The organism is Deinococcus sp. QL22 (assembly GCF_023370075.1).
In the GTDB taxonomy this organism is placed as follows: domain Bacteria; phylum Deinococcota; class Deinococci; order Deinococcales; family Deinococcaceae; genus Deinococcus.
This window is the reverse complement of sequence record NZ_CP097149.1, coordinates 1,333,774-1,360,000: the sequence shown is the minus strand read 5'-3', so window position 1 is coordinate 1,360,000 and position 26,227 is coordinate 1,333,774. Positions and strand designations below refer to the sequence as shown.

Sequence of the window (26,227 nt, the reverse complement as noted above, 5' to 3'; positions counted from 1 at the left end):
GACCAAGCCCTCAAGGCTTGGGCCTTGGCCAACCTAACTCAGGGCCAGCCTGCCATCCCTTTTATTCCCGGCCTGATCGATTGGGTGTTGACCTTTAATACCGGCGCGGCGTGGAGCCTGTTCAGCGGCTCGGCGCTTCCGCTGGCGATTGGGCGCTTGCTGATCGGCCTGGGCATTCTGGGCTACCTGACTTTCCGGCCCCAAACCCGCTTCGTGACTGTGGTACTGAGCCTGATTTCTGCCGGAGCTATTGGCAACGCCATAGACGGCATTCGTCAGGGCAAAGTGACGGATATGATTCACTCGCCTGCCCTGAGTGCCGTGACCCGCGCCGTGAATGCAGGCGATTTTCCTATTTTTAATATTGCCGATAGCTGCGTGGTCGGCGGTACTCTGCTGCTGCTGATCGCCAGCTTTGTGAATGACCGCAAACCGAAGTTGTAGTAAATAGGCTGTGGCAGATAGGGGATAGAAACAGACCAACAAAAGGCCGCTGCCCCCATCCAGAACGGACAGAGGCAGCGGTTGGTCTTGCTTAGCTTAGATCAGGCTGCGGCGGCACTTGGTGCAAACGCGCACGCGCAGGCTGATACCCGCACGGGTGACGGTGAGGGGTTGCAGGTTAGGCACCTGACGGGTTTTGGAAACACCGGTGACTTTACGGCCTACGCCGCCTGCCGCACGGGCCTTACCACGGCGCACCACAGAGTTGACGACAATCGGCCCTTTGCCGCACATTTCGCATACTTTTGACATGTTGGTCTCTCCCTTCTTGAGTCTGATTCCGCTGCACTGCCCGCAGGCCGCGCCCCATTTTGGAGCGTCTGCCACGCCGGGCGGGAACAGACAAGCCTTACGAATGTAGCACATTCAAAATGGGCAAGATAAGTCCCGCACAGACCCAGTGACGAATCTTAAAGGTGAGGCATTGAGACGCAGGCATGAAAAAACCGGACACCACTGGGATGCCCGGTTAGTAGAGAAGAAAGGTGTTAGCGCAGAACCTTGAGAGCCTTGAGAATGGCGATCAGCACGACGCTACCGACCACGCCCCAGATGATGCTCCAGATGGTAAAGCCACTGCCTGCAACCCCGGCTCCGCCAATGTTCAGCATGTTACCGAAGACGAACTGAGCGATGATGCTGCCCACGATACCGATCAAGATGTTTGCCACTGCGCCCTGCTGGGCATTGGTCTTCATGATGAGACTTGCGAGCCAACCGCAGAGGGCACCTACCAGAATAGTGATGATCCAACCCATGATTCTTACCTCCTGGACGTTGAGTTTCAACGATGCTTGCTTCTGAGGTGAAGCGCGTTGTGGGATGAGCATGAGACGCACGCCCCCCCATCAGTGTAGTGAAGCACACCTTCTCAAGACTGGCCCAACATGGGGTAAGCACCAGCGAAACCGCTGATCAAGCTGGGCTATGCAAAGGGCGACCAGCAAGCTCATCTCTGACTTCAAGCTGATGTTCCGGCGGGATAGAAGGCCGCCAATCAGGGGCAAGGCCCGTCTTGTCTTGCCCCCCCGACCACGCCGGGGCAACTGCACCGCTAGCATAGGCAGACTTGATTCGCCCGCCTACTGTGTTGCCCAACAGGGTTGCTACCAGGGGTGCGGCGGCGCGGAGGACACGATCCCTATGCCCGGACTACTAGAACGCTACCGAGACTTTTTGCCCATCACCGACAAGACGCCTGCCCTGAGCCTGCACGAGGGCAGCACGCCCCTGATTCACGCGCCCGCCCTGAGCAAACTGCTGGATATAGAGCTGTTCCTGAAATACGAGGGACTGAATCCCACCGGCAGCTTTAAAGACCGGGGCATGGTGATGGCGGTTGCCAAGGCGGTAGAGGACGGCGCGGACACTGTGATTTGCGCCAGCACGGGCAATACCAGCGCCGCCGCCGCCGCCTACGCCGCCCGCAGTGGCCTGCGCTGCATCGTGCTGATTCCCGACGGCAACATTGCACTGGGCAAACTGGCGCAGGCGGTAGCTTATGGGGCGCAGATCGTAGCGATCAACGGCAACTTCGACGCCGCCCTGAGTTTGGTGCAGCAGATCAGCCGGGAACACCCGATTGCCCTCGTGAACAGCGTGAACCCCTACCGCCTTCAGGGCCAGAAAACGGCTGCCTTTGAAATCGTGGACGAGCTGGGCGCGGCTCCCGATATTCTGGCCCTGCCTGTGGGCAACGCCGGAAACATCAGCGCGTACTGGATGGGCTTCCGCGAGTACCGCACACGGGGCATCACCGACACCTTGCCCAGAATGTGGGGCTTTCAGGCGGCGGGGGCGGCTCCTCTGGCGCGTGGGCTGGAACGGGTGGACAACCCCGAAACGCTGGCAACGGCCATCCGAATTGGTGCGCCTGCCAGCGCCCACCTTGCCAAAGCAGCAGTCAGCGAAAGCGGCGGCCTGTTCGACATGGCCACCGACGACGAAATCATGGACGCCTACTTTCAGATTGCCCGCGAAGGCGTGTTCTGCGAGCCTGCCAGCGCTACCCCCGTTGCAGGCCTGTTGAAGCTGCACACTGCCGGAAAACTGAAGCCGGGATCGCGTGTGGTAGCGGTGCTGACAGGCAACGGACTGAAAGACCCCAACAACGCGATGCGGAACATGGCCGCGCCTGTGGCGGTGGGAGCCGACATGCAGAGCGTGCTGGCGACTATTCTTTAGGGATGTGGGACGTGGAGTGTGGGATGTGGGAAAGCAGAAAGCTGGATCGTGGATCGTGGCTCATGGGCTGGAATGCTGAATATCTGGTAGTGCTCTTGTTGAGAGCTGGATGACGGCGTTTACCGTTCGTGCGCCGGCCAGCAGCGCCAATCTGGGGCCGGGCTTCGATAGCCTCGGCCTGAGCGTGCCGCTGTACACCACGTTGCGCGTGACGCCGCAGAGCGTGACCAAAGTGGTGCCGATGGGCGCGGGACTGGACGGCACGCCGCACGACGAGAGCAACTACGTGTACAAGGCCATGCTCCTGGCCGCCAAACGTGCGGGCCAGCCCTTGCCACACGCCCGCATAGAAATCGAGTCCGATGTGCCGCTGGCACGGGGCTTGGGCAGCAGCGCCGCCGCCTTGGTGGCCGGAATCGTGGCGGGCAACGAACTGCTGGGCACTCCTCTGACCCCAGAAGTTGTGCTGGATGTGGCCGCGCGGGAAGAAGGCCACCCCGACAACGTGGCTCCGGCGCTGTTTGGCGGCATCGTGGTGGCGACACTGGACAAGTTGGGCACGCATTATGTGCGCCTGGATCCGCCCGCACACTTGGCCGTTACGGTCTTAATTCCTGACTTTGAGCTGTCGACGAGCAAGGCCCGCGCCGTGTTGCCCAAGGAATACAGCCGCGCCGACGCTGTTCACGCGCTGTCTCATGCGGCGTTGCTGGCGGCGGCCCTGAGCGTGGGCCGACTGGATCTGCTGCGCCACGCCATGCAGGACTACATTCACCAGATCTGGCGAGCGCCCCTCGTGCCCGGCCTCAGCGATATTTTGGAAGAAGCGCACAAGCACGGCGCACTGGGAGCCGCCTTGAGTGGTGCGGGGCCAACCGTGCTGTGCTTCCACGACACCCGCGAGGACACGGCGCGGCTGCACACTTACCTGCATACGGTGATGGCTAAAAACGGCCTGACTGGAACGGTGCTTGATTTGCCGATTGACGCGGTGGGCACGGTGATCGAACGGCATTAGGAGCGTGGAGTGTGGGACGTGGATCGTGGGGCAAACGCCAAACCACGATCCACGTTCTACGATTTACCCATTGTTTAATGCTCTATCCGTACCTGCGGCAACAACCGGTCTAACCACGCGGGAAGCCACCAGTTCCACTTTCCGGCAATTTTGAGGAAGGCAGGAACCAACACCAGTCTGACCAACGTGGCGTCCAGCAGCACGGCCACCGCCAGCCCCAGGCCGATACTTTTATTGGCGACCACGCGCCCCACGATGAAAGCGCAGAACACGATAAACATGATGATGGCCGCACTGGTGATGATCCGGGCCGTGCGCCCCACCGCCAGCACCACCGCCTCGTCGTTGGAATGGCCGCGTAGCACTTCTTCCTGCACCCGTGAGAGCAAAAAGATTTCGTAATCCATGCTGAGGCCGAACAGCACGGCAAACAGCAGCAGCGGTAGGCTGGAATCCAGCACGCCCACATCCTGCGGAATGCCCAGATAAGAGGCCAGGAAGCCGTCCTGCACGATCAGCGTGACCACTCCATAGGCGGCGGCCACCGTGAGGGCGTTCATCAGGATGCTTTTGAGGGGAATGAGCAGGCTGCGGAAGGCTACCATCAGCAGCAAAAAGGTGGCGATAAATACCCCCGCGATGACGGTGGGCAGCGCCCCGGTGATGGCCTGACTGAATTCCCGCTCGCCCACAGGAGCGCCGCCCAGTGTGTAGCGGTAACCGCTGGCGTCCAGCGTGCGGCGAATCTGGGTTTCAAAGGCGTCTATGCGGTCTGCCCGCAGCGCCGTATCGGGAATGACCGTGACGCGCAACAGTTGGCGGTCAGTGCTGAACGAACGCCGGGTGAGCGCGGTCACGGCAGCGATAGCGTCTGTACCACCCGACGCGCTATTGGTCAGGTCAGCAGCGGTCAGGAAGGGACTCAGGACAGTTGCCACCCCCGGCAAGCCCCGCAAGTCGGCCACCACTGCCCGGAACTTGCCCCGGTCTTCGGAGTCGTAGCGCCCGCCATTTTCAAGAATGACCTCAAACTGGCTGAGCAGCCCACCCGCACCCAGCGTCCGAACATCCGAGAGCGCGTCGCGGCTTTCGACTCCCGGCGTCAGGCCCCATGCGCCCGCGTAGCCTGTTTTCATGTTCAGGGCAGGCAGCGCCAGCAGGAGCAGGAATGCGGTGCTGAGGATGACGCCGAGGAAGGGGCGGGCGGTGACGCGGCGGGCAAAGGCCGTCCAGGCTTCGGAGGCCGCGCTGCTCTGTGCCCACGGAAATTTGAGGATGCGGGGGCTATTCACCCGCTCGCCCAGTAAGGCCAGCATAGCGGGGAGGGCGGTGAGACTCGCCAGAACCGTGAGCAGCACGGCCAGCACCCCGCCGAGGCCCATGCTGCGAACGAAGGCCAGCGGCGGCAAGATCAGGCCCGCCATCGCAATTGCGACCGTGACGCCGCTGAAGGCCACACTGCGCCCCGCTGTCAGCACGGTGCGGGCCGCCGCCGCCCGCGAATCGCCGTCTAGGGCCAATTCTTCGCGGAAGCGGTTGACCATCAGCAGGGCGTAATCGATGCCCGCGCCCAGGCCGATCAGCGTGATGATGCTCTGGGCAAACGTGCTGACTTCCATGACCCGCGTGAGGCCGAACAGACAGGCCATAGCCACCGTGATACTCAGCACGCCCACCACCAACGGCAGCCCCGTCGCCACCAGCGCCCCGAACACCAGCAGCAGCACTAGAGCGGTCAGGGGCAGGGCGGCGAACTCGCTGCGTTTGGTATCGCTTTCGGCAAAGGCGGTGAAATCGTCGGCAATGGCTTGCCCACCCGTAATGCGGATGCTGAGGCCAGGGCCGGACGCTCCCACCTGAGATGCTTCCACCTTGGCCGCGTACTCGCGCACCCGCCCCAGCGTTTCGGTGGCTCCTTCTTCGAGCGGAATCTGCGCCACCGTGAGGGCCAATACGCCGTCTTCGGCCCGCGTGGGCAGCGTGGTCTGAGCATCCTGGCGCAGCACCCGCGTCACGCCCTGCACGCCCTCTAGCCCCCGCACGAATTGGTCGTAGGCGGCCTTGCCCTGCGGCGTATCCAGTGGCGGCGTGCTGCGCGTGACCAGCAACACCGTATTGGTGTCCAGCTCTCCAAACCGTTCGCGCAGAATGTTGATGACGCGGCGGCCATCGGAGTCTTGCAGGCTGCCGGGATTGGCCGAAAGTGCGCCGGGAGCGCGGGCCGCGAAGGGCACCGACAGCAGCGCCGCCAAACCCCAGAGGGCCAGCACCAGCCAGGGCCGCCGGGTGACAAACAGGGAGAAGGAACGCATGAAACCCGAGTAGAGCATGGGGGGCGAGTTTGGACGTGACGGAAGGGCTACAGGTAGGGCAGTCCAAGGGTCTAGGGTCGAAGGGTCTGAGAAAGGGCAATTGCTCAGCTCCGTTCGACTCCTCTCTAGAACAATTCGTCTAGCAGGCGGTAATAAGCCAGCTTCTCCGGGTCTACCCACTCGCGCCCGTAAGCCTCCAGAAAGGCTTCGGCGTGGGCGGCGTTCAGATTGTATTTGAGGCTGCGGTGGGCCAACGCCAAGTCAGCGTGTCGGTCGGCCAGCCCGGCGCGGCCCACGTCCACAAAACCTTCTACCCATTCGCCGTTCAGGATCAGGTTGGGCAAACACGGGTCGCCGTGCGTCACCACGATGTCTTCGGCGGCGGGGCGGGTGCGGGCTAACTCGTTGAAAATGCTGATGGCGCTGCGGCCTAGGCGTTCCTCGTCGAAGTCGGTTTCATCTACCGCGCCCGCTTCTACCTGTTCGCGGGCCAGCCGTAACGTGACTGGCAGAGTCATGGAAAAGGGGCAATCCCTGACGGGCAGGGCGTGAAGTTCGCGCAGGGCACGGGCCAGCAGATTCACCACGCGCTCGGGGTGCAGCAGGGCGTCGGGGTGGCTCATGGGGATTCCGGGCAGGCGCGACGTGGCCAGGAATTCGTGTGTGGCACTCACTTCAAAGCCGATCAGCGCAGGCACGGGCACACGCCCCGTCAGCCAGCGCAGCCGCTCGCGCTCCTGCTGCAAGGTACTGGCCGGGTGGCCGCCGCGCTCCTGTACCTTCAGCACATATTTTTGGGACTTCCACACGCCCGCGCCACTTTGGCCCTCGGTCACGGCTTCCCAGCGGCCAGCGGGCAGGACACGGCGCAGGGCGTCGGGCAGAGTGGGGAACGGGTCGGACATGGGGAAAGGATAGAGGGTGAGGGCGGGAGAGGGAATCAAGCTCGCGGTTGTGAACACTCCGGCCCTGTACACTGCGGGCGTGAAGGTTGGCTTATTGGAATCGCGTGCGGCGCGTCTGTCGGGGTACTGGGCGGCGTACCTTAAGGAACTCGGGGTCGAGAGAGCCGTCTCTGACCTGACCGACGCCGAAGCTTTGGCATTGGGGCAAGAAAGCTTGCCGGGAGAACCCGTGCAGGTGCAACTGGCATTGGGGCGCATTCTGGCGCTGGGACGGGTAGACGCGGTGCTGGTGCCGCAGAGTGCGCCCGTCGCCAACGACGCCTGGGGCGAGGCACTGACCGAACTGCTCTCGCGGCGCATCAGCAGTTTGCCTCCACTGATGCCCATTCCCGACGGCGGCCCCACGCTGGAAACCGTTGCCACTGAGATTGGCCTGAAACTGGCCCAGAATCCGGGCGGAATGCGGCTGGCCCTGGAGCGGGTCAAGCCCAAATCGCGCGGCGCACGCGAGGATATGCCGCCGCTGGCGATGGCGTCACGGGTCACAGTGGCCGTGATCGGGCCGCGCTCGCTGCTGGCCGAAGACATTCTGGCGGGCGGCTTGGCTCCGGCGCTGGATGACCTTGGCCTGCACGCCGTCTTTTCTTCCGAGTTGCCTGTGGCGCAGGTGCTGGCGCGGGCCGTGCGGATGGAAGACACCGGGCAGATTCCGGCGGGCGAGCGGGAACTGTTTGGCGCGGCGTCGCTGTTGTCGGGCAAAAGTGCCGTGCGGGGCGTGATTTTTGTGGCCCCGGCACGTGACGCTGCCCACCGCGCCGCCCTGACCCGCGCCGCCGCCCGGATGCACGCGCCCACGCTGCTGATCGATCTGGACGCCGGGCAAACCGAGTGGCCCGAACTGGAAGCCTTCAGGGACAGGATTACGCTGGGCGCGGCGGCACGGCCCGCGAATGGCATCTCAGAAATCAACACGGGAGACGAATCCGCATGAACATCTGGCGCTGGCTGACCACCCCTGACCCCGAACCCGGTTTTACTCGCGGCAAAATCGTTAAACTGACGGTGCGTGTGTTTCTGTTTGCCATCTTCGCCACGCTAGTAGGCGGACTGCTGCGGGCCGTGGGGCTGGGGCCGTATCTGGATACGTGGTGGGGAACGCTGATTTTCGTGCTGCTGCTGTATGTCCCGCTGGCCCGTTATCTGATGGTAGATACTTTTGCACCCAGCCGGGTTGGCGGGGGCCGATTGGGCGCGGGCAGCAAAGCGCCTGTAAACAAGGCAGGCCAAACCAGCGCCGAACGCCGCAAGGAACGCAACCGCTATGCCGGAGTACGCAAGAGTGCGCCAAAGGGTGGCCGCCGCTAAAGTCTGACAGTCCTTATTTACACTGACAGTTTCAGCCCCGCCGAGCATGAGCAATCATGCGGCAGGGTTGTCGTTTTGGTGAGGTTTTGATGCGGGCGGGCCGGGTTGGTGCAAACTATTGGACACCATGCCCGCTGCCTCCTCTCCCCCATCCGGCCCCCAGTTGGCTGACTCTGACTTAGCGGCCCCCACGCTAGAGCAGACGCGCAAGGCCCGCCCCGGTATCGAGTGGGCGTCCGAGCGGATATTCCGGCCTGTGGCACAGCGTTTAATCGGCCCGTTTGCCCGCCGGGGTGTGAATCCGGCCCATCTGGTGCTGTTTCATACGGCGTTGGGATTGTATGTGGCCCATTCCATTCGGCGTGGAGGACGGCTGACCCCTGCGCTCCTGCTTCAGGTCAAGACTGTGCTGGACAACTTGGACGGCCAACTGGCCCGCGCCACCGGACAGACCACCGAAACGGGGCGTTATCTGGACACCGAAATGGATCTGGTGGTGAACGTGGCGCTGAATGTGGCGCTGGTGGGCCGCTGGGGAATCCCGCTGACGCTGCTGCAAAGCCTGATTCTGACCGTGGATTACCTGTGGGAACGCGATTACCGCGCCGCACGGGGCGAAGAATTCCGGGCTTCTCCTGCCCAGAGTACAGACAACCCGCAGGTATTGGCCGCCCTGAAGGCCGTGTACGCCGCCTATTTCGTGCCGCAGGAGAAGCTGTTGGGAACGGTATTTGAGCGCCGCCTGACCTCCGTCACTGGCCCCGCTCCAACCCAAACCCAGCGGGTCGCCTACACGCCACAACTGATCACTGGAGTTGCCGCCAATTTGGGCCTGAGTACGCAATTGCTGGCGCTGGGAGCGTGCCTGTTGTTGGGCAAACCACGACTGTATGCCGCCAGTTTACCTGTTCAAGCGGCGGTGTTGTTGGGGGCGCAACTGTGGCGGGAAGGGCAGGTAGAAAGATCGGCAAAACCTAGATCGTAGAACGTGGAACACGCCAAACCACGAGCTCTAATCCTTACCCCTCTTCCAACGGATACGTTTGCGCCGCCCGCACCGCCAGCACGATCAGGTGGGTATAGAAGGCCGTGACTCCGGCAAAGACCAGCCAGCCAGGAAAGTTGCCGATGTCGGCCAGAGACAAGGCGTCGGGAAATTCCAGCGTCCAGCCTTTGGGTTGACTGAGGTCTAATTTGGCAAACCACGCGAACAGCACCGCCGTGTAAATCCACAGGTAATTGCGGTTCAGCCGCCAGCCCAGCGCGTCGGCACGGGTCATGGGACTGCGGGGTTTGCTCAGTTCGGCCAGAAGCAACTGATGCCAGCCCGTATCCACTTTGTCGCCCAACATGGCCGGATAAAAAAACCGTTCCATAATCCGCACCCGGTGGTGGGCAATCTCGAAACTGCGAAAGCGCCTCGCCTCCAAGCGCAGGAAGAAATAGTTCATAAACATGGCAAACAGGAAGGTAGCGTGGCTGTTGTTGGGATCACCCAGGGCAAACGAGGCGAGGCCCGCCGTAGTGACGACTGACCAATTGGTGGTCATATCGAGGCGCTGGCGGTAGGCCGTCATTTTGCCCACTTCGGCGCGGTACAGGTGAATCAGGGCGTTGGCGGTGTTGGTGCTGTAACTCGCTTCGGTCAGGGCGCTGCCCAGCATGGCCCCCGGCCCGCCGCCAGAGCCGGGCATCAGGCCGTGACCATAGGCGAGGAAAGGTTCATATGCTCAGGGTAGCGCAGTGGGATCAACAAATACCTCACCCACAGGCGCAAAACGGCGCGTTTCTGAGTGAGCTATTTGGGGTCACCTGAGTTCAGCGTTCCAGGGATTCTTGGCTGGGTTCACGTTCCATCAGTGGGAGTCTGTGCGGCCAGCATTAGAACTGCTGAACCACGCCCGCACACCCAGGACGACGTGAAACACGTGCAGAAATATCAATCCCAGAACCATCCAAGACAGGCTGACAGGCAAGAGGGGCAGCAACAACGCCGCGCCCGCCGTGACAATTCTCAGGGGCACAATGGTTCGCGCCGGGATTAAAGTTCCGCCTTCCAGCGTGTGTTCCAGGCCCGCGCAGGCCAGATAAAACAGGGCAAAGCCGCCCGCCAGCAACCAGCGCACGCCGATGTCGACGCTCTGGGCATCCGGCCCTTCTCCATGCGGGGCAATGGCGTGCTGAATCATTGCGCCCATCATGGTGATGCCGATCACCAGGGGAAGATGCAGATAAGACCAAGTGATGAACTTCCGGCGGTTGTGCGAATCGGGTTCCAGCCGCCCGATATAGTCGAAATAGACCCACCACAGCCCAAACCCCAGAATGAACCCGAGGACGAACCGCAGCAAAATGACGGCATTGAGCTGCTCGGCATCAGCCAGACCGTTGACGATTCCCACCAGATTTTCACCCAGGACGATAATGACGAACAGACCAAAACGTTCCGGCAACTTGCGGGCCGCCGCAGGAAAAGCCTTGTGCTGATCCTTGAGGGTCAGCATGGGCGTCACCAAGTCGATGAACAATCCGGCACCCTTGAGCGCCAGCGCCAGCGGCCCACCCACAAAGGCGGCGACGACCCATAGCACGATGCTGATGCTGAAATTTCTGACATATACGTCTGTGATGACGCGGGTTTGCGGATTGTGCCGCCCCGCCCGCCACCACATGAAGGTAATGATGGCCCGTGCAAAAGCGTAAGACAGGGCGAAACCGGTGGCCGTTTTGCTGAAGCCGTATTCTGCCGTAGCTGCAATCGCTGCCACCGACAGCATTTGCAGAAAGGTAAAGGCCCGGAAACTGAGGTCGAAGGTTTCAAAGCGTTCATTGTAATAAGCGATAGACAGCCACACCCACCACACCGGAATGAACAGCAATACAAATTCGGTAAATGTTTTCAGGTCGGGATGCTCGGCCAGATGGTGTGCCAGCCGCGCAATAACTACCACAAAAATCAGATCGTAAAACAGTTCGAGCCAGGTGACCCGCTTGGCGTCGCTGCTGGGGTCATGCAGTTGGGGCTTTTGCCACCAGAGTCTAAAATTGCTTTGCATAAATTCTCACATCATCAGAATCTCATCTGAACGTGTGGTTGTCTGGGTGCCAAGTAGGGTTTGGACTTGGGGGACGAATTACGGCTCCAGCACGAACTCCATCAGATCGCTGAGTTTGCAGGTGGCCAACCCCACCATGCGGTCTGCGCCGCCGTAATAGAGCCAGACTTCATCGCCGACCACCGGATTGGCGCACGAGAACACCACGTTGGGCACATCGCCCCGGATTTCCCACGTTTCGGTGGGTTCCATAATGAAGTCGGCAGGGCGGCGCAGCACTTTGGACGGGTCTTCTAGGTCGAGCAACGCGGCAGACAGGCGGTACACATGGCGCTGATCGTAGGCGTGATACAGCACCAACCAGCCGTGCGGGGTTTCTATGGGTACGCCGCCCGCGCCGACGCGCTTTTCGTCCCAGCCAGCCAATTCGGGGCGCGGGGCCATAATTTCGCGGTGGTCTGTCCAGTTCAGCAGGTCGTCGGAATACGCAATCCAGATGCTGGGCGGGCGGCGGTGAAACATCACGTATCGCCCGCCGATCTTGCGCGGAAACAGCACATGGTCTTTGTTGTCCTCGCCGCGAATAACCGGGCCGAGCCGCTCCCACAAAATCAGGTTATGCGAGCGGGCGAGGCAGGGCATGATGCCGAGCGGAGAATAGGCGGTGTAGGCCATATAAAAACACTGGTCGTTCTCGTGCCACGTCACACGCGGGTCTTCTACCCCACGCGATTCGTAGGGCTCCCGCGGGGCCAAGACAGGCCGCTCCAACTTATTCCACGTCAGACCGTCAGAGGACACCGCGTAGCCGATGCTGGACACGAAATCTATCCCCTGTGCCCGGTAATGCATGTGGAACAGGCCCCCGTGCTGCAAGACGGCGGCGTTGAAGACGTTCATGGCTTCCCACGCATTGAGGGGACTGGGGCGCAGTACGGGACTCTGTGGATGACGCTGAAGCAGGAAGCGGTGGCCGTCATCGGCCCGCAGGGTGGCGACGGCATCGAAGACTCCGGCGGGTGGGGGGGTGTGGGTCATGGAGATTCCTTTGGGGAGGACGTCTAATGGTCTAGGGCCTAGGGGTCTAAGCACATCTGAAATATCAGTCATTAAAGCCTACTGGAATGCACAGCGCACAGCTCAGAGCTAGAGCGCCTCAACCACTCCCCTACTTCAGAAATGGATTGGTGCGCCGCTCGAAGCCGATGGTGGTGGCTGGCCCGTGCCCCGGATAAACGGCGGCCTCGTCGGGCAGGGTCAGGAGTTCCTGCGCGATACCCGCCAACAGTTGGGCATGGTTGCCGCCAGGCAAGTCGGTGCGGCCAATGCTGCCGCGAAACAGGGTGTCTCCGGCGACGACAACAGACTTTGCCCCATCCACGAACACCACATGGCCGGGCGCGTGTCCGGGCACTTCGCGGGCCGTGAGGGTCAGGTCGCCCGCCGTAAAGGTCTGCCCCTGCGTTATCCCATGCTCGGGCGCTTCCGGCTGGATAAACGGCAAATTCCAGCGGGCTGCACTCGCCGCGCCCAGCTGGTAAATCGGCAGATCGGCGGGATGCAGATACACGGGCACCTTCAGAACCTCGCGCATGGGCTGCACCGCCCCAATGTGGTCAAAATGCGCGTGGGTGAGCAAAATTCCGCGCACGGTCACGCCGGAAGCCCGCACCCATGCCCATACCTTGTCGGCCTCATCGCCGGGATCGAACAGGAAGCCTTCATTCTGCGTTCCGGCGACTATCACAGCGTTTTCTTGCAGGGGGCCAGTCGCCAGTGTCCACACTTGGGTAGAACCGTGAAGTTGGGGTTGGGTGTGCGGGCGGGTCATGGGGGGAGTGTACTGGGGGAAGGCGGGGTTGGGTTGGAAGGTGAACCCGCTCTATGCCAACCCGAACGCATCCCGCAATCCCAGCACGAACACCTGAAAGCTGAGGCTGGGGCTGGCGTAGGCTTCCAGCGCGGCTTGCAGGGCGTCTAGCGCAGTGTCGGCACGGGCACGCTGGGCGGGGGGGCGGGGCTGCCACACAAAGCGCAACGCCTCAGGATGCCACGCCGGGTCAAAGCGTTTTTCCAGGCGTTCGGCAGCTTCTAGGGCGGTCAGGAGGCCCGTGCCGATGGCTTCTTCCAGTTCGCGGGCATCGGCCAAAGCACTCCGCACCGTGTCCGGGTCGGCCAGCACTCCGGCGCGTCCTGCGGCGAAGGCCACCAGTTCGGGGTCAGGATCGTGGCCTGCTTTGGCTAAGGCAAACGCCACCGCTTGGTCAGGCGCGGGCGAGACGCTCAGGCGGGCGCTGCGGCTGGCAATCGTGGGCAGCACGGCCCGCGCATCTTCGGCCAAGAACACGAACATGGCCCCGTGCGGCGGTTCTTCCACCAGTTTCAGCAGGGCGTTTCCGGCGGTGGTGCCCAGATATTCCGCGCCGCTCACGATGACCACGCGCCGCCTGAAGGTGGGCTGGACTTCCAAGAACTCGTAGACGTGAATGTCGTATTCGTTCTTATCGTCTCGGCTGTCCAGAATCGCCCCAATCGGAATAATTTTGCGCCGCGCCGTTTTGCCCGTGCTGGTGGTGGCTCGGGGCTCTACGGTCAGCACATCGGGGTGCGTGCCTGCCGCCAACGTGCGGCAAGACGGGCATTGCCCACACGCCTCGCCCGACATGCCGCGAATGCCGGAGCAGTTGAACTGTGCGGCTACCGCCCACGCCACCGCCAATTTACCTACCCGCGCTGGCCCGGTCAGCAGCAGGGCATTGCCCCCAAACAGCCCGGTCTGCTCCAGCAAAGGCCCATGCAGCAGCGCCGCCTGCGCCGTCAGCGGGCCAATAGCCAGAACTGTCGGCTCCATTTCAGCCGATTTTTTTGATGTTTTCCCAGTCGCCACTACCCACGTCCTCTGTGTTTCTAACGTACTTGCCTCTAGCCTACTTGCCTATAGCCAGCCGCGCCGCCAACACCTGCGGCAAGCCCGCATTCAGCGCCGCTTCCTGTGCGCGCCCAATGTTGTAGGCCACCCGGAACACCTCGAAATGGCCGCGCACCGAGTCGAAAATGGCGTAGCTGGCTCTGGGGTTGCCGTCGCGGGGCTGGCCCACGCTGCCCGGATTCAGGATCACGCGGGCGCTGGGCGGCACCATATAACTGCCCCCCTCCTGAAACGCCTGATGCTTGATCCACTCGCCCACCGGGGCGTTCAGGGTGGCGTAGACACTGGGCGCGTGCGTGTGGCCCACGAATCCCAGCCGCCCCTGCCACTGCTGAAAAGCGTCACGGGCCGCTGTGACCGAATCGGTGTAATCGTCCAGGCTCACTGGCGTGCCGTGGCGGTAGCGTGCGCCCACATCGGGGTCGTCTATGCCGTCGCGCCACGTCCGCACCCACGCCACGTCTCGCTCAGAGAGGCGCTCCAGTTGCCATAAGAGGGCCTGAGACACGATGCTCTCTTTGATCTCGCGGCGGCCCTCAGCGTAATCCAGCAGCATCTGATCGTGGTTGCCCATGACGCACACGGCGTCCAGATCACGCAGGGTATCCAGCACTTCGCGGGGGTGGGGGCCGTAGCCCAGCGCGTCGCCAAGGTGGATGACCTGCTCGTGCCGCTTGGATTCGGCATCGCTCAAAACCGCTTCCAGAGCTGTCTGGTTGGCGTGAATGTCAGAAAGCAGCAGGAGCCGCACCCGGCCATGATACGCGCCTGAACTGTCAGGGGATGAAGATATTCTGTACAGAGAGTCAGCTTTGGGGACAGCCAGCGAGCAAGAATCCCTGGGGCTGAGCTATCACCCTCTTCTAGGGGAAGACTCCAGGATTTTATTGAACACCCTGACATTTACTTTCATCTTACCGCTATGCTGGCTGAGTGACATCCGGTTCCAATTCCTCTGCGACCTCCCAACAAGCCGAAGAACTGCTGGCCCTGCTGACACTCCGGTTTACGCCGCAGTTGGGATCACGCCGCATAGAAAACCTGTGCCAACGCTTTGGCAGTGCGTGGGCCGCCCTGAACGCGCCCCTGACGGAACTGCGCCACACACCGGGACTGGATGCCAAATCGCTGGCAGGCATAGGAACCGCCAAACCCGCGCAACAGGCCGAAGCCGAACTGGGGAAACTGGAGCGCGAAGGCGTGACCCTGCTGGGCCGGGGCTTGCCGGGCTATCCGGCAGCGTTGGATTCGCTGGGCGACCCGCCCGCCGTACTGTGGGTGCTGGGGCCGCTGCCCGACTTGCCCACCGTGCCGCGTGCGGTTGGTGTGGTGGGAACCCGCGCCGCCAGCCCGCATGCATTGGCCCTGACCCGCAAAATCGCCGCCGATCTGGCCCGCTCCGATGTGACCGTGATTAGTGGCCTGGCACGCGGTATAGACACCGCCGCCCACAGTGCCAGCACCGAGGCGGGTGGCCTGAGCATCGGCATTCTGGGCAGCGCCGTGAACATGATCTATCCACACGAAAACACTGCGCTGGCCCAAAAGCTGACACTGATTTCCGAATATCCGCTGGGCACCGGGCCAGCCACGCACCACTTCCCCATCAGAAACAGGCTGATCGCGGCGCTGAGTGCGGCCACATTAGTGGTAGAAGGCGAGTGGAAATCGGGTTCCCTGATTACGGCCACACACGCGCTGGAATGTGGCCGCACTGTGTTTGCTGTACCCGGACTGGCAGGCGATCCCCGCGCCGCTGGCCCCCACCGCCTGATCCGTGACGGAGCCGTGCTGACCGAAAACGTGCAGGACATCCTGAACGAGATGGGCTGGGGACAGGCCCGCACCGCGCCGCTGCCCGACCTGCCGCCCGATCAAGCACGCGTGCTGGCCGCGCTAAACGCCCCTTCTACCTTAGACAGCTTGCAAGCCAGCACAGGCCTGGGCCTCTCGGAACTGCAAACCGCGCTGGTGATGCTGCAACTGCAGGGGATGGCCGAGGAAGTGGGGGGACGCTGGGTGCGGCGGTAGAAGCAGGCCGCTATTCTATTCGTGTTGAGGCCCATAATCCTTTTCCACGTCCACACGCGGCGGCCCGGGCAAGGCCACGCCTTCCTGGGCAGGATCGAGCAGGGTGGGCAGCACGTCTTTCAGGCCAACGGTCAGGCGACCTGCCTCACCACGCACGCCCACACCCAATGGATCGAGGATCAGGCTCCAGCCCCCCTCCGCCCAAGTCACCCCGGTCTCCAGCTGTTCCCCACGTGCCAGGCTCGCGGTTTCCAGATCGTCCAGGCGCACCCGCACCCGCCCCGCCGTGAACCGAATCTTCATGGCGCAGAGTGTAGCGCCGTGGCATTCTGCGGGCATGACAACAACCCAGAAGGTTCTGGTCTTGGGCGGCACTCGTTTTGTCGGGCGGCACATCGTAGAAGCACTCCTGGCAGCGGGTCATACGGTCACAGTGCTAACACGCGGTCAGTCCCCGGATGAATTGCCCGACCACGTGGAACGTTTGCAAGGCGACCGAGAACAGGGCGCGGCGGGCTTGCACGCTCTGGCGGGCCGCACTTGGGATGCCTGTATAGATGTCAGTGGCTACACGCCCGCCGCAGTTCGGGCCAGTACCGAGGCTTTGGCGGCCAGCGTGAGGCGCTATGTTTTCGTCAGCACAGTCAGTGTGTATGCCGAACAGAACCGTCACCCTGTCCGCGAAACCGATCCCCTGTTGCCCGCCGCCCCGGAAGACCTGACCGAAGTAACGGGCGAAAGTTACGGCCCCCTCAAAGTCACCTGTGAACGGATCGTGCAGGACGTGTTCGCAGACCGTGCCACCATCCTGCGCCCACAAATTGTGGCTGGCCCCTTCGACCATACCGCCCGCTACCCGTACTGGCCGGACCGGGCCGCACAGTCTCGGCAGGACGGCCTGCCCATGCTGGCTCCGGGCAACGGCTCCGACCATATGCAGGCCATAGATGCGCGGGACTTTGGACGCTTTGCCGTGCGGGTGCTAGAAGACGGCACACCCGGCATCTTCAACGTGGCTGGCCCGCGCCTGACCTGGGCCCAATTCATGACTGCCATTGGCGCAGAGTCGGTGCATTGGGTAGACGCCGCCACACTGGAAGCTCAGGGTATCGGCTGGCGCGACCTCCCGCTCTATCTGGCCGATGACAGCGAGCAGGGCGGCCTGATGGATGTAGACGCCACCCGTGCCCTGGCCGCTGGTCTGACCCTGACCGACCCGGCCACAACCGCACAGGACACGCGGGTGTGGAGTGCGGGTCAGCAGACGGTATATGCGCTGACCTCGGAGCGGGAAGCCAAAGCTCTAAAGACGAAAAACGCCATGTAGGACAGAATTTCCTGATGACCACAGCTTGGTTCTGCATCATTCATTTAAAACCTGTATCACTTCTTCGACAGCGCTGCACTAGACCTTAGAACGCCCCGCCTACTCTCTGGGCAACAGGGAAGCCGAGACCGGCCCCTGAACCCCGGAGGAACACCATGAAGAACCTGAAACTGCCTGCCCTGACCGCCGCCCTGCTGCTGACCACTGCCTTTACCGTTGCTCAGGCTCAAACAGGGCAACAGAGCCTCAACGCCAACAACGACGCGGCCACCCTCTACTTTTTGGTTGATACTGGGCGAGCTGGAGCAGTCGATTTATTCGTAGACGGCCAGAAAGTAGTTGCACAAGCTTTGGCTACAGATGCAGCTACCCTCCTCAACCTCACACCCGGCAGCCACAACATTATGGTCAAAACGGCTTATGACGGTCTGGTGGTCACTCAAGGCAGTATCAATTTGGCCGCCAATCAATCGTATGCTCTTGGATTTCAAAACAATGACGGCGCAACAGATTATACCTTAGCATTTTTCAGCGGAAATCATAGTATTCAACAGTTGATCAACGGTGATTGACGCTACAAAATAATATTCAAGACGCCGCCTGCTGTTCAAACTAGCAGGCGGCTTTTGTTGTATTCCGGTCTCAAGGTCAAACTTGTATTTAATCATCAAGTCAAACCCAAAAAACCGCTGCGGCGCCGTGACCACAGAAACGGGAGTGGTATGCTGGCCTGACATGGGTTGGGTCAAGACGACACCAAGCCAACGCAGGACAGAAGGGGGGTGTGCTTTATTTCGCAGGAAATCTGGGCGGACGTGCTGGGGTACGTCCGCAAAAACATCTCCGAAGTCGAGTATCACACCTGGTTCGCCCCGGTCAAAAATTTGGGCGTGCAGGAGGGGTCGCTGGTACTCGGTGTCAGGAATAGTTTCGCGCAGGAGTGGTTTCGCAAACACTATTTAGACCTGCTGGAAGACGCGCTCCGTAGTCTGGGGGCGCAAAATCCAGCCGTGAGTTTTCAGGTGCTGCCCGCCGTGCAGGAAGCCATGTTCATGCCGCAAGACCCGCCGCCACCGCCCGGCCCGCCCATGCGCTCTCCTTCGCCCGCACCCTTTGAGAACCGCAAAAGCCTGAATCCCAAATACACCTTTGAAAATTTCGTGGTGGGGCCGAACAATAATCTGGCCCATGCAGCGGCGTTGGCGGTGGCCGAATCTCCCGGCAAGGCCTACAATCCCCTCTTTATCTACGGAGATGTGGGCTTGGGTAAAACCCACTTGATGCATGCGGTGGGCCACTACATGATGGAACGCTTTCCGGGGAAGCGAATCGAGTATGTTTCGACGGAAAGCTTTACCAATGATCTGATTAATGCTATTCGTGACGACAAAATGACTCTGTTTCGCAACAGATACCGTTCGGTGGATTTGTTGCTGGTCGATGATATTCAATTTCTGGCAGGCAAAGAACGAACGCAAGAAGAGTTTTTTCACACGTTCAATGCTCTGTATGAAAATCATAAGCAAATCATCCTGAGTTCAGATCGGCCACCTAGAGACATTCAAACGCTAGAAGGCCGCCTCAGAAGCCGCTTTGAATGGGGTCTGATCACTGATATTCAATCGCCAGAATTTGAGACTCGTGTGGCGATCTTGAAGATGAATGCGGAACATAATCGCATCGATATCCCGCAAGATGTGCTGGAATTGATTGCCCGACAAGTTACGAGTAACATCCGTGAACTGGAAGGCGCACTGATGCGCGTCGTGGCCTTCAGCAGCCTAAATAATGTGCCATTTTCGCGTGCGGTGGCGGCCAAAGCCCTAAGCAATGTCTTTACACCACAAGAAGTTAAAGTCGAGATGATTGACGTACTCCGGCAAGTGGCCGCGCACTTCAACATGCCGCAGGACGTGGTACGCGGGGCAGGACGTGTGCGGGAGGTCGTGGTACCACGTCAAGTCGCCATGTATCTGATTCGGGAACTCACCAGTCATTCCCTCCCCGAAATCGGCCAATTTTTTGGGCGCGATCACTCCACGGTGATGCACGCCGTGAGCAAAGTCACGGAGCAAATGGGGAAAGATACAGAACTGACCGCCTCGGTTTCGAGTTTGCGAAGGCGAATGCAGGGCTTGGATGAGGAAGAAAATGAGGCATAATAGGGCAATCGTTTTACGCGCAGGTCTGAATAAGTTCCATACAGCGTTCCAAAACCGTGTGCGGAGTTTCACAAGCTGTGGATAACCCTGTGGATAACCTGTGGATAAGTGCCATTTTTCTGTGGATAAAATTGTGGATAACCCTGGGTCAATTGAGGCCTGTGGATAAGTGCCATTTTTGTCCACAGGTTATCCACAGGCAAGTGCCACTTATCCACAATTTTATCCACAGGATGAACTTGCGCCCAGCGCTCGCCTAAACCACTTTTCCACAGTTTCCACAGGCCCTATTACTACTACTACTATCTTTTTATTTATATAAAGACAGATAAAAGATAGAAACATCCATGAGGGAGTAAGCCCAATTCTCTCCCCTCTCCATTCCTGCCCAGAGGTCACCCATCATGAGAGCGCATGTCACCAAAAAAATCTTGAGCGAAGGTCTAGGGCTTCTTGAGCGTGTGATCCCGAGCCGCAGCAGCAACCCCCTCCTCACTTCGTTGAAAGTCGAAGCCACAGAAGCAGGTCTGACGCTCAGCGGCACGAATCTGGAAATTGACCTGTCCTGCTTTGTGCCTGCGGAAGTTCAAAAACCGCAAAACTTTGTCATCCCAGCCCACCTGTTTGCCCAGATCGTCCGCAGCTTGGGCGGCGAACTCGTGGAACTGGAATTGACTGGGAATGAGCTTGCCGTACGTGCTGGCGGCTCGAATTTCAAACTACAAACCGGCGATCTGGAAGCCTACCCGCCCCTGTCGTTCCCCACTCAGGCCGACGTGAGTTTGGACGCCGGGGAACTTTCGCGGGCCTTTGGCAGCGTGCGATACGCCGCCAGCAACGAAGCTTTTCAGGCGGTCTTCCGGGGCATCAAGCTGGAACACCGGGGCGAAACGGCGCGGGTGGTGGCTTCTGACGGCTACCGCGTTGCAATTCGGGACTTTCCGGCCAGCGGCGACGGCAAGAATCTGATCGTGCCCGCCCGCAGCGCCGACGAACTGATTCGCGTGCTGAAGGACGGCGAGGCCCGATTTACCTACGGCGAAGGCATGCTGACCGTGACCACAGACCGCGTCCGAATGAATCTGAAACTCCTCGACGGTGACTTCCCCGACTACGAGCGGGTGATTCCCAAGGACATCCGCTTGCAGGTCACGCTACCTGCGACCGCTCTCAAAGACGCCGTGAATCGTGTGGCCGTGCTGGCCGACAAAAATGCCAATAATCGGGTGGAATTTCAGGTGTCTCAGGGCAAGCTGCTGCTGGCTGCCGAGGGCGACTATGGCCGTGCCCAAGACACCTTGGATGTCGTGCAGGGCGGCACCGAACCCGCTATGAGTCTGGCCTTCAATGCCCGACACGTCCTTGATGCCCTCGGCCCGATTGAGGGCGACGCCGAGCTTTTGTTCAGCGGCTCCACAAGCCCCGCCATCTTCCGCGCAAGTGGTGGAGGCGGCTACATGGCAGTCATGGTCACGCTGCGCGTCTAAGGGGCCAGTGAGGGGCGGCACGGGCATCTGCAGAGACCACTGACCAACTCGATTTCTGTTTTCTGAGATATTCCCCGACAGTTTTCACCGAATGCCAACACGGGTTACCACGTTAGACCGGGTGCATCCACACCTGACACGGGGCGCTTATAGTGTTCGAAGTACACCTAGCGCCCCGCCATTTTGGGATGCGGCGGGATGCGGGTTGAATCCAGATTTGAGACCAAGAAACACCCGGAGGAACGCATGAACATCGAAAAAGTGATGGCCCGTGAAGTGCTGGATTCGCGTGGGAACCCCACCGTAGAGGCCGAAGTTCATCTCGACAGCGGTTATGTGGGCCGCGCCATCGTGCCCAGTGGGGCCAGTACCGGCACGCACGAGGCGCTGGAGCTCCGCGACGGGGGAAGCCGTTACGGGGGCAAGGGCGTGCAGAAGGCCGTCCAGAACGTGAACGAGGCTTTGGGGCCAGCCGTTGTGGGCCTTGACGCCAGCGATCAGGCCGCCATCGACGCCGCTATGCTTGACCTCGACGGGACGCCCAACAAGGGCCGCTTGGGGGGCAACGCGGTGTTGGCCGTCAGCCTCGCCACGGCCCGCGCCGCCGCCGCGGAACTCGATATTCCGCTGTACCGCTACCTCGGTGGCAGTAACGCCAAAACGCTGCCTGTGCCCATGATGAACCTGATCAACGGCGGCGCACATGCCGACAACTCCGTGGATTTTCAGGAGTTCATGGTCATGCCTGTGGGCGCGCCGTCCTTCCGTGAGGCGCTGCGCTACGGCGCCGAGACCTTCCACGCGCTGAAAAAAGTGTTGAGCGCACGCGGTTACAACACCAACGTCGGCGATGAGGGCGGCTTTGCCCCTGACCTGAAGAGCAACGAGGAAGCCCTCAGTGTGCTGCTGGAAGCCATCGAGAAGGCGGGCTACGAACCCGGCAAGGACATCGTGATCGCGCTCGATCCTGCCGTGACCGAGCTGTACAAAGACGGCAATTACCACCTTGAAAGCGAAGGCCGCGTGCTGTCTACCGCCGAGATGGTGGATTTTTGGGCCGACTGGGCCGCCCGTTACCCTATTTTGTCTATCGAAGACGGCCTGGCCGAGGACGATTGGGACGGCTGGCGCTTGCTGACCCAAAAAATCGGCGACAAGGTGCAGCTCGTGGGCGACGACCTGTTCGTGACCAACCCCGAACGCCTTCAGCGCGGCATCAATACGGGCGTGGGCAACGCCATTCTGGTGAAGGTGAACCAGATCGGCAGCCTGACCGAGTCCATGGACGCCATCGAACTCGCCAAGCGCAACCGCTACGGCACCATCATCAGCCACCGCAGCGGCGAATCCGAAGATGCATTCATTGCTGATCTGGCCGTCGCCACCAATGCCGGACAGATCAAGACCGGCAGCGCCAGCCGCTCTGACCGCATCGCCAAATACAACCAACTGCTGCGAATTGAAGATGGCCTGGGCGACCGCGCCGTGTTCCTTGGCCGCAAAGCCCTGCGCTAGGCCCCGCGTTGGCCCGAAGCAGGTGGGCGGTGGGGCCATGACCCTGATCCGCCCATTTGTGCGACAGGACTTGGAATCCCTTCCACAGCAGTTCAAGCCGATCAGACTCTCTCCAAAGCAGGTACACCCATGAAGCATTTTGACCGCGCCACCAAAATTGTTGCCACCATCGGCCCCGCCAGCCGCAGCCCCGAGGTCTTGGGCCGCATGATTGACGCGGGCCTGAACGTGGTTCGTATGAATTTCAGTCACGGCGATCCTGATGACCACCGTCAGACCTTCGAGATGGTTCGCAAATTGGCTGCCGAAAAAGGCGTGAGCATTGGCATCCTGCAAGATCTTCAGGGGCCGAAGATTCGCGTGGCCCGCTTTGCGGAAGGCGCGGTCACGCTGGTCAAGGGCCAGAAGTTCATCATCACAATGGATGACGATGTGGAAGGCAACGCCGAGCGCGTGGGCACGACCTACAAGGGCCTGGCCCAAGACGTGCACCCCGGTATGGCCCTGCTGCTCGACGACGGCAACATGGCCCTGCGCGTTGATGGCGTGCGTGGCAACGACGTGCAGACCACTGTGGTCGTGGGCGGCGTCCTGAAAAACAATAAGGGCATCAACGTGCCCGAAGCCGACCTGTCTGTGCCCGCGCTGTCTGATAAGGACGTGCAGGACATGGAATTTGGCGCACAACTTGGTGTGGATTGGGTGGCTCTCAGCTTCGTTCGCAGCCGCGACGATCTGCTGCTGGCCCGCCACTACCTGTCGCGCTTTGGCAGCCGCGCCAAACTGATGGCCAAGATTGAGAAGCCGCAGGCCGTAGACCGCTTCGAGGACATCCTGAAAGAAGTGGACGGCATCATGGTGGCCCGGGGCGACCTCGGCGTAGAAATGCGTGCAGAACAGGTGCCCACCATCCAGAAGCGCATCATTCGGATGTGCCGTGAAGCAGGCAAGCCCGTGATTACGGCCACGCAAATGCTCGAAAGTATGATCAGCCTGCCTCGCCCTACCCGCGCCGAAGCGTCGGACGTGGCCAACGCCATTTACGACGGCACGGACGCCGTGATGTTGTCTGCCGAGTCGGCAGCAGGCATGTACCCGGTAGAATCGGTGGCGATGATGGACAGAATTGCTCGCGAGGCTGAAGGGAGCGAGCACTACCTGATGTTGCAGCGTCAACTGGTGGTAGACACCGAACTGGCGCAGGATTCTATCGCTTACGCCGCCTGTACCATCGGTGAAAAACTGGATTCGCCCGCCATCGTGACCTTTACCAGCACGGGCGGCGCGGCGGCCCGCATTGCCAAGAACCGGCCCCCACTGGCGATTTTGGCCCTCACTCCCAACATCCAGACGCGTGACCAGTTGGCGTTGTCCTGGGGCGTCGTGCCTATGCTCAGCGAAGACCCCCGCGACACCGACGACATGGTACGCATTGCCAATGACGAGCTTAAAAAGAGCGGTCTGGCCGATGTGGGCGACCGCTACGTGATTACGGCGGGCGTCCCGTTCGGCGTGCGCGGCACCACCAACATGCTGCGCGTAGAGCGGTTGCGCGAAGAGGACATGAGCGACCGAGTCTAACCATAAATTTGTCCTGGCCGACCCCACCGCCAAATGTGATGGGGCGGTCAGCTTTTTATCCACAGGGACGCGGTTTATCCACATGCTCCCTGTGGATAACTCTTGGGTACAACTTGAGGTTTTTGCGCTTTGGCACGTTATCCACAGCCGCCAGGGGTTGTCCACACCTTCCTGTGCATAACTTTGCCCCTACAGCGCCAAATCCAACGATTTGGGAGTCAGACAGGCAAGACGCTGTGCGGCCCATGAAGGCCCGGTGAAGACAATTTTGGTCTAAGCCTCAGCAATCACTCTGGCAAAGCGGTCTTTGCCCTTCTGGATGACCGCGCCGCCCTCAGGGAGTTCGATGCTGGTCTGCGCTTCGGCCACCGTTTCGCCGTTTACCCTGATACCCCGGTTCCCAATCAGTTTGCGGGCCGCGCCGTTGCTGGGTTCCAGTCCGGCCAATACCACCAGACGGGCCAAACTGTAACGCCCTTCCGGGTTGCGCTCGGCGGCAGGAATGCTGACGGTGGGAATGTTTTCGGGAATGCCACCTTTCGCCACCGATTTAAAACGCTCCTCGGCGGCCTCCAGGTCTGCGCCCGGATGCAGCGACGCCACCACTTCGCGGGCCAGTTCGCGGTGCGCGGCCACCGGATGCCCGGCCAACAGTTCGGCTACCCGCTCGGCGCTCAAATCCGTCAGCAGTGTGAAGTAGTTGCCCACCAGCGGATCGGGCACTTTCATCAGCTTGGCGAACATCAGGTGCGGTTCGTCGGTCAGGCCGATGTAGTTGTCCAGACTCTTGGACATTTTCTCGGTGCCGTCCAGCCCTACCAGCAACGGCAGGGTCATCACGACCTGGGGTTCCTGCGCGTAGTCGCGTTGCAAGGCGCGGCCCACGAGGTTATTAAACAACTGATCGGTGCCGCCCAGTTCCACGTCGGCCACCAGCGCCACCGAATCGTAGCCCTGCGTCAGCGGGTACAGCAGTTCGTGCATCTGAATGGGCGTGCCAGATTGGAGGCGCTTGGTAAAATCGTCGCGCTCCAGAATGCGGGCCACGGTGTAACGGCTGGCGAGCCGGATCACGTCGGCGTAACCCATCGGCTCCAGCCACTCACCGTTAAAACGAACCTCCAGCACGTCCGGGTCGTCGCGCAGGATCAGGCGGCACTGCTCCAGGTAGCTGGTCGCATTGGCGCGGGTTTCTTCCAGCGTCAGCGGTGGGCGGGTCTTGGATTTGCCGCTGGGGTCGCCAATCATGGCCGTAAAATCGCCGATCAGCATGATGACCTTGTGGCCCAAGTCCTGAAACTGGCGCATTTTGCGGAGAATCACGGCGTGCCCCAGGTGCAGGTCAGGGCGAGTCGGATCGGCCCCCAGTTTTACGCGCAACGGCCGGCCCTCTGCCTGCGCCTGTGCCAGCTTGCGCCGCAGATCGTCTTCGGATACGAGGTCGACCACGCCGCGCTTCAGCAGCTCAATTTGTTCGTCTATGGGCAAGTTTCGTTGAATGTCAGTCATGGGAACTCCTTCTAGCTCAGAGAGGTCAGAAAAAGGCGGCGTGCCCCTACTCGCACGCCGCCTGCCGGAACCGTTCTGCCTTCGCTTACGCCAGACGCCCCGACTTGCGGCGGGGTGAATAGAGCGGGCGCGGGAACGTCATAGAGGCAGGGTAGCACAGCCCCGTATGGCAGCCCCGCCCCGGTCTACCGCCTGTGTTTTCACACCTATGCCCTCAAGACAGCCTGTACACCCCCAAAACAGCGCAGCCCCCGCCGGAAACAGGCGGGGGGCGCGGGTTAAGACTGAGGTTGGGTCAGGAGTTGCCCCTCAGCATCCAAGGAGAACTGTGATCCTCCGGGT

General features: G+C 61.0%; 25 protein-coding genes (1 of these 25 cut by a window edge). 13 read left to right on the top strand and 12 right to left on the bottom strand.

Annotation, left to right across the window (positions count from 1 at the left end; genetic code table 11):
* A protein-coding gene (gene lspA / locus M1R55_RS06620) for a signal peptidase II (protein WP_249393895.1) crosses the window boundary here: on the top strand, positions 1–444 show its 3' portion. It extends 99 nt beyond the left edge of the window; 444 of the gene's 543 nt are visible here — the last part of the coding sequence; its start codon lies off the left edge, out of view; its stop codon occupies positions 442–444.
* Positions 445–540: 96 nt separating this feature from the next.
* On the opposite strand, the gene M1R55_RS06615 is transcribed toward lspA, so the two are convergent.
* Together M1R55_RS06615 and M1R55_RS06610 are read right to left on the bottom strand one after the other, a co-directional pair.
* On the bottom strand, positions 541–756 hold the full coding sequence (locus M1R55_RS06615; RefSeq protein ID WP_249393894.1) for a L28 family ribosomal protein: 216 nt from the start codon (positions 754–756) through the stop codon (positions 541–543).
* A 236-nt stretch (positions 757–992) separates the two neighbouring features.
* Complete coding sequence (locus tag M1R55_RS06610) at positions 993–1,262, bottom strand: GlsB/YeaQ/YmgE family stress response membrane protein (RefSeq protein ID WP_249393893.1); 270 nt, start codon at positions 1,260–1,262, stop codon at positions 993–995.
* A gap of 385 nt (positions 1,263–1,647) precedes the next feature.
* Between M1R55_RS06610 and thrC the strand changes: the two genes are divergently transcribed.
* A complete protein-coding gene (thrC, locus tag M1R55_RS06605) occupies positions 1,648–2,688 on the top strand; it encodes a threonine synthase (RefSeq protein WP_249393892.1) in 1,041 nt (346 codons plus the stop codon).
* 109 nt (positions 2,689–2,797) lie between these two features.
* Positions 2,798–3,706 (top strand): homoserine kinase, encoded by a 909-nt coding sequence (gene thrB, locus M1R55_RS06600; protein ID WP_249393891.1) that lies wholly within the window; start codon positions 2,798–2,800, stop codon positions 3,704–3,706.
* 74 nt (positions 3,707–3,780) lie between these two features.
* Here thrB and M1R55_RS06595 read toward each other — a convergent pair whose 3' ends face one another.
* Together M1R55_RS06595 and M1R55_RS06590 are read right to left on the bottom strand one after the other, a co-directional pair.
* Positions 3,781–6,018 carry an MMPL family transporter gene (locus M1R55_RS06595; RefSeq protein WP_249393890.1) on the bottom strand — a complete coding sequence of 746 codons (2,238 nt, stop codon included), beginning with the start codon at positions 6,016–6,018 and terminating at the stop codon, positions 3,781–3,783.
* A gap of 125 nt (positions 6,019–6,143) precedes the next feature.
* Entirely contained in the window at positions 6,144–6,923 is a 780-nt protein-coding gene (locus M1R55_RS06590) for an APH(3') family aminoglycoside O-phosphotransferase (RefSeq protein ID WP_249393889.1), read from the bottom strand.
* Between the two features lie 79 nt (positions 6,924–7,002).
* On the opposite strand from M1R55_RS06590, the gene M1R55_RS06585 reads away from it, so the two are divergent.
* The 3 genes from M1R55_RS06585 to M1R55_RS06575 all read left to right on the top strand — a co-directional run bounded on the left by M1R55_RS06585 (position 7,003) and on the right by M1R55_RS06575 (position 9,273).
* A complete protein-coding gene (locus M1R55_RS06585) occupies positions 7,003–7,914 on the top strand; it encodes a hypothetical protein (protein WP_249393888.1) in 912 nt (303 codons plus the stop codon).
* Positions 7,911–8,288 carry a hypothetical protein gene (locus M1R55_RS06580; protein WP_249393887.1) on the top strand — a complete coding sequence of 126 codons (378 nt, stop codon included), beginning with the start codon at positions 7,911–7,913 and terminating at the stop codon, positions 8,286–8,288. The genes M1R55_RS06585 and M1R55_RS06580 overlap by 4 nt, the downstream gene beginning before the upstream one ends.
* A gap of 127 nt (positions 8,289–8,415) precedes the next feature.
* A complete protein-coding gene (locus tag M1R55_RS06575; RefSeq protein ID WP_249393886.1) occupies positions 8,416–9,273 on the top strand; it encodes a CDP-alcohol phosphatidyltransferase family protein in 858 nt (285 codons plus the stop codon).
* Between the two features lie 34 nt (positions 9,274–9,307).
* Here M1R55_RS06575 and M1R55_RS06570 read toward each other — a convergent pair whose 3' ends face one another.
* The 6 genes from M1R55_RS06570 to M1R55_RS06545 form a co-directional block, all read right to left on the bottom strand.
* Positions 9,308–9,982 (bottom strand): DUF2270 domain-containing protein, encoded by a 675-nt coding sequence (locus tag M1R55_RS06570; RefSeq protein ID WP_249393885.1) that lies wholly within the window; start codon positions 9,980–9,982, stop codon positions 9,308–9,310.
* Between the two features lie 162 nt (positions 9,983–10,144).
* On the bottom strand, positions 10,145–11,344 hold the full coding sequence (locus tag M1R55_RS06565; protein ID WP_249393884.1) for a low temperature requirement protein A: 1,200 nt from the start codon (positions 11,342–11,344) through the stop codon (positions 10,145–10,147).
* A 78-nt stretch (positions 11,345–11,422) separates the two neighbouring features.
* A complete protein-coding gene (locus M1R55_RS06560; RefSeq protein ID WP_249393883.1) occupies positions 11,423–12,382 on the bottom strand; it encodes a glycosidase in 960 nt (319 codons plus the stop codon).
* Positions 12,383–12,512: 130 nt separating this feature from the next.
* Positions 12,513–13,175 (bottom strand): MBL fold metallo-hydrolase, encoded by a 663-nt coding sequence (locus M1R55_RS06555; protein WP_249393882.1) that lies wholly within the window; start codon positions 13,173–13,175, stop codon positions 12,513–12,515.
* Between the two features lie 51 nt (positions 13,176–13,226).
* A complete protein-coding gene (locus M1R55_RS06550; protein ID WP_249393881.1) occupies positions 13,227–14,195 on the bottom strand; it encodes a DNA polymerase III in 969 nt (322 codons plus the stop codon).
* 76 nt (positions 14,196–14,271) lie between these two features.
* Positions 14,272–15,024, bottom strand: a complete 753-nt coding sequence (locus M1R55_RS06545) for a metallophosphoesterase (RefSeq protein WP_249393880.1) — start codon at positions 15,022–15,024, stop codon at positions 14,272–14,274.
* A gap of 182 nt (positions 15,025–15,206) precedes the next feature.
* Here M1R55_RS06545 and dprA point away from each other — a divergent pair, with 182 nt between their 5' ends.
* Complete coding sequence (dprA, locus tag M1R55_RS06540; protein WP_249393879.1) at positions 15,207–16,304, top strand: DNA-processing protein DprA; 1,098 nt, start codon at positions 15,207–15,209, stop codon at positions 16,302–16,304.
* 15 nt (positions 16,305–16,319) lie between these two features.
* Here dprA and M1R55_RS06535 read toward each other — a convergent pair whose 3' ends face one another.
* Positions 16,320–16,607: a hypothetical protein gene (locus M1R55_RS06535; protein WP_249393878.1), complete on the bottom strand. Its 288-nt coding sequence runs from the start codon at positions 16,605–16,607 to the stop codon at positions 16,320–16,322.
* Positions 16,608–16,641: 34 nt separating this feature from the next.
* On the opposite strand from M1R55_RS06535, the gene M1R55_RS06530 reads away from it, so the two are divergent.
* From M1R55_RS06530 to pyk, 6 genes are all read left to right on the top strand, one after another.
* Positions 16,642–17,631, top strand: a complete 990-nt coding sequence (locus M1R55_RS06530; protein ID WP_249393877.1) for an NAD-dependent epimerase/dehydratase family protein — start codon at positions 16,642–16,644, stop codon at positions 17,629–17,631.
* A gap of 155 nt (positions 17,632–17,786) precedes the next feature.
* Positions 17,787–18,203, top strand: a complete 417-nt coding sequence (locus tag M1R55_RS06525) for a DUF4397 domain-containing protein (RefSeq protein WP_249393876.1) — start codon at positions 17,787–17,789, stop codon at positions 18,201–18,203.
* 219 nt (positions 18,204–18,422) lie between these two features.
* Positions 18,423–19,793 (top strand): chromosomal replication initiator protein DnaA, encoded by a 1,371-nt coding sequence (gene dnaA, locus M1R55_RS06520; RefSeq protein WP_249394154.1) that lies wholly within the window; start codon positions 18,423–18,425, stop codon positions 19,791–19,793.
* A 404-nt stretch (positions 19,794–20,197) separates the two neighbouring features.
* On the top strand, positions 20,198–21,280 hold the full coding sequence (dnaN, locus tag M1R55_RS06515) for a DNA polymerase III subunit beta (RefSeq protein ID WP_249393875.1): 1,083 nt from the start codon (positions 20,198–20,200) through the stop codon (positions 21,278–21,280).
* Between the two features lie 246 nt (positions 21,281–21,526).
* Positions 21,527–22,795 carry a phosphopyruvate hydratase gene (eno, locus tag M1R55_RS06510; RefSeq protein ID WP_249393874.1) on the top strand — a complete coding sequence of 423 codons (1,269 nt, stop codon included), beginning with the start codon at positions 21,527–21,529 and terminating at the stop codon, positions 22,793–22,795.
* A 129-nt stretch (positions 22,796–22,924) separates the two neighbouring features.
* Positions 22,925–24,376: a pyruvate kinase gene (gene pyk, locus M1R55_RS06505; RefSeq protein ID WP_249393873.1), complete on the top strand. Its 1,452-nt coding sequence runs from the start codon at positions 22,925–22,927 to the stop codon at positions 24,374–24,376.
* A 273-nt stretch (positions 24,377–24,649) separates the two neighbouring features.
* Here the strand turns inward: pyk and tyrS are convergent, their stop codons facing one another.
* Positions 24,650–25,885 carry a tyrosine--tRNA ligase gene (tyrS, locus tag M1R55_RS06500; protein ID WP_249393872.1) on the bottom strand — a complete coding sequence of 412 codons (1,236 nt, stop codon included), beginning with the start codon at positions 25,883–25,885 and terminating at the stop codon, positions 24,650–24,652.
* Between the last annotated feature and the right edge of the window lie 342 nt (positions 25,886–26,227).

Coding starts and splice junctions, on each gene's coding strand:
- M1R55_RS06555 (WP_249393882.1), bottom strand. CDS start 13,175: ATGACCCGCCCGCACACCCAACCCCAACTTCACGGTTCTACCCAAGTG.
- M1R55_RS06610 (WP_249393893.1), bottom strand. CDS start 1,262: ATGGGTTGGATCATCACTATTCTGGTAGGTGCCCTCTGCGGTTGGCTC.
- M1R55_RS06565 (WP_249393884.1), bottom strand. CDS start 11,344: ATGCAAAGCAATTTTAGACTCTGGTGGCAAAAGCCCCAACTGCATGAC.
- M1R55_RS06615 (WP_249393894.1), bottom strand. CDS start 756: ATGTCAAAAGTATGCGAAATGTGCGGCAAAGGGCCGATTGTCGTCAAC.
- M1R55_RS06570 (WP_249393885.1), bottom strand. CDS start 9,982: ATGCCCGGCTCTGGCGGCGGGCCGGGGGCCATGCTGGGCAGCGCCCTG.
- M1R55_RS06550 (WP_249393881.1), bottom strand. CDS start 14,195: ATGGAGCCGACAGTTCTGGCTATTGGCCCGCTGACGGCGCAGGCGGCG.
- M1R55_RS06580 (WP_249393887.1), top strand. CDS start 7,911: ATGAACATCTGGCGCTGGCTGACCACCCCTGACCCCGAACCCGGTTTT.
- thrC (WP_249393892.1), top strand. CDS start 1,648: ATGCCCGGACTACTAGAACGCTACCGAGACTTTTTGCCCATCACCGAC.
- M1R55_RS06595 (WP_249393890.1), bottom strand. CDS start 6,018: ATGCGTTCCTTCTCCCTGTTTGTCACCCGGCGGCCCTGGCTGGTGCTG.
- M1R55_RS06530 (WP_249393877.1), top strand. CDS start 16,642: ATGACAACAACCCAGAAGGTTCTGGTCTTGGGCGGCACTCGTTTTGTC.
- M1R55_RS06575 (WP_249393886.1), top strand. CDS start 8,416: ATGCCCGCTGCCTCCTCTCCCCCATCCGGCCCCCAGTTGGCTGACTCT.
- M1R55_RS06590 (WP_249393889.1), bottom strand. CDS start 6,923: ATGTCCGACCCGTTCCCCACTCTGCCCGACGCCCTGCGCCGTGTCCTG.
- thrB (WP_249393891.1), top strand. CDS start 2,798: ATGACGGCGTTTACCGTTCGTGCGCCGGCCAGCAGCGCCAATCTGGGG.
- M1R55_RS06525 (WP_249393876.1), top strand. CDS start 17,787: ATGAAGAACCTGAAACTGCCTGCCCTGACCGCCGCCCTGCTGCTGACC.
- eno (WP_249393874.1), top strand. CDS start 21,527: ATGAACATCGAAAAAGTGATGGCCCGTGAAGTGCTGGATTCGCGTGGG.
- dnaN (WP_249393875.1), top strand. CDS start 20,198: ATGAGAGCGCATGTCACCAAAAAAATCTTGAGCGAAGGTCTAGGGCTT.
- M1R55_RS06535 (WP_249393878.1), bottom strand. CDS start 16,607: ATGAAGATTCGGTTCACGGCGGGGCGGGTGCGGGTGCGCCTGGACGAT.
- M1R55_RS06560 (WP_249393883.1), bottom strand. CDS start 12,382: ATGACCCACACCCCCCCACCCGCCGGAGTCTTCGATGCCGTCGCCACC.
- pyk (WP_249393873.1), top strand. CDS start 22,925: ATGAAGCATTTTGACCGCGCCACCAAAATTGTTGCCACCATCGGCCCC.
- tyrS (WP_249393872.1), bottom strand. CDS start 25,885: ATGACTGACATTCAACGAAACTTGCCCATAGACGAACAAATTGAGCTG.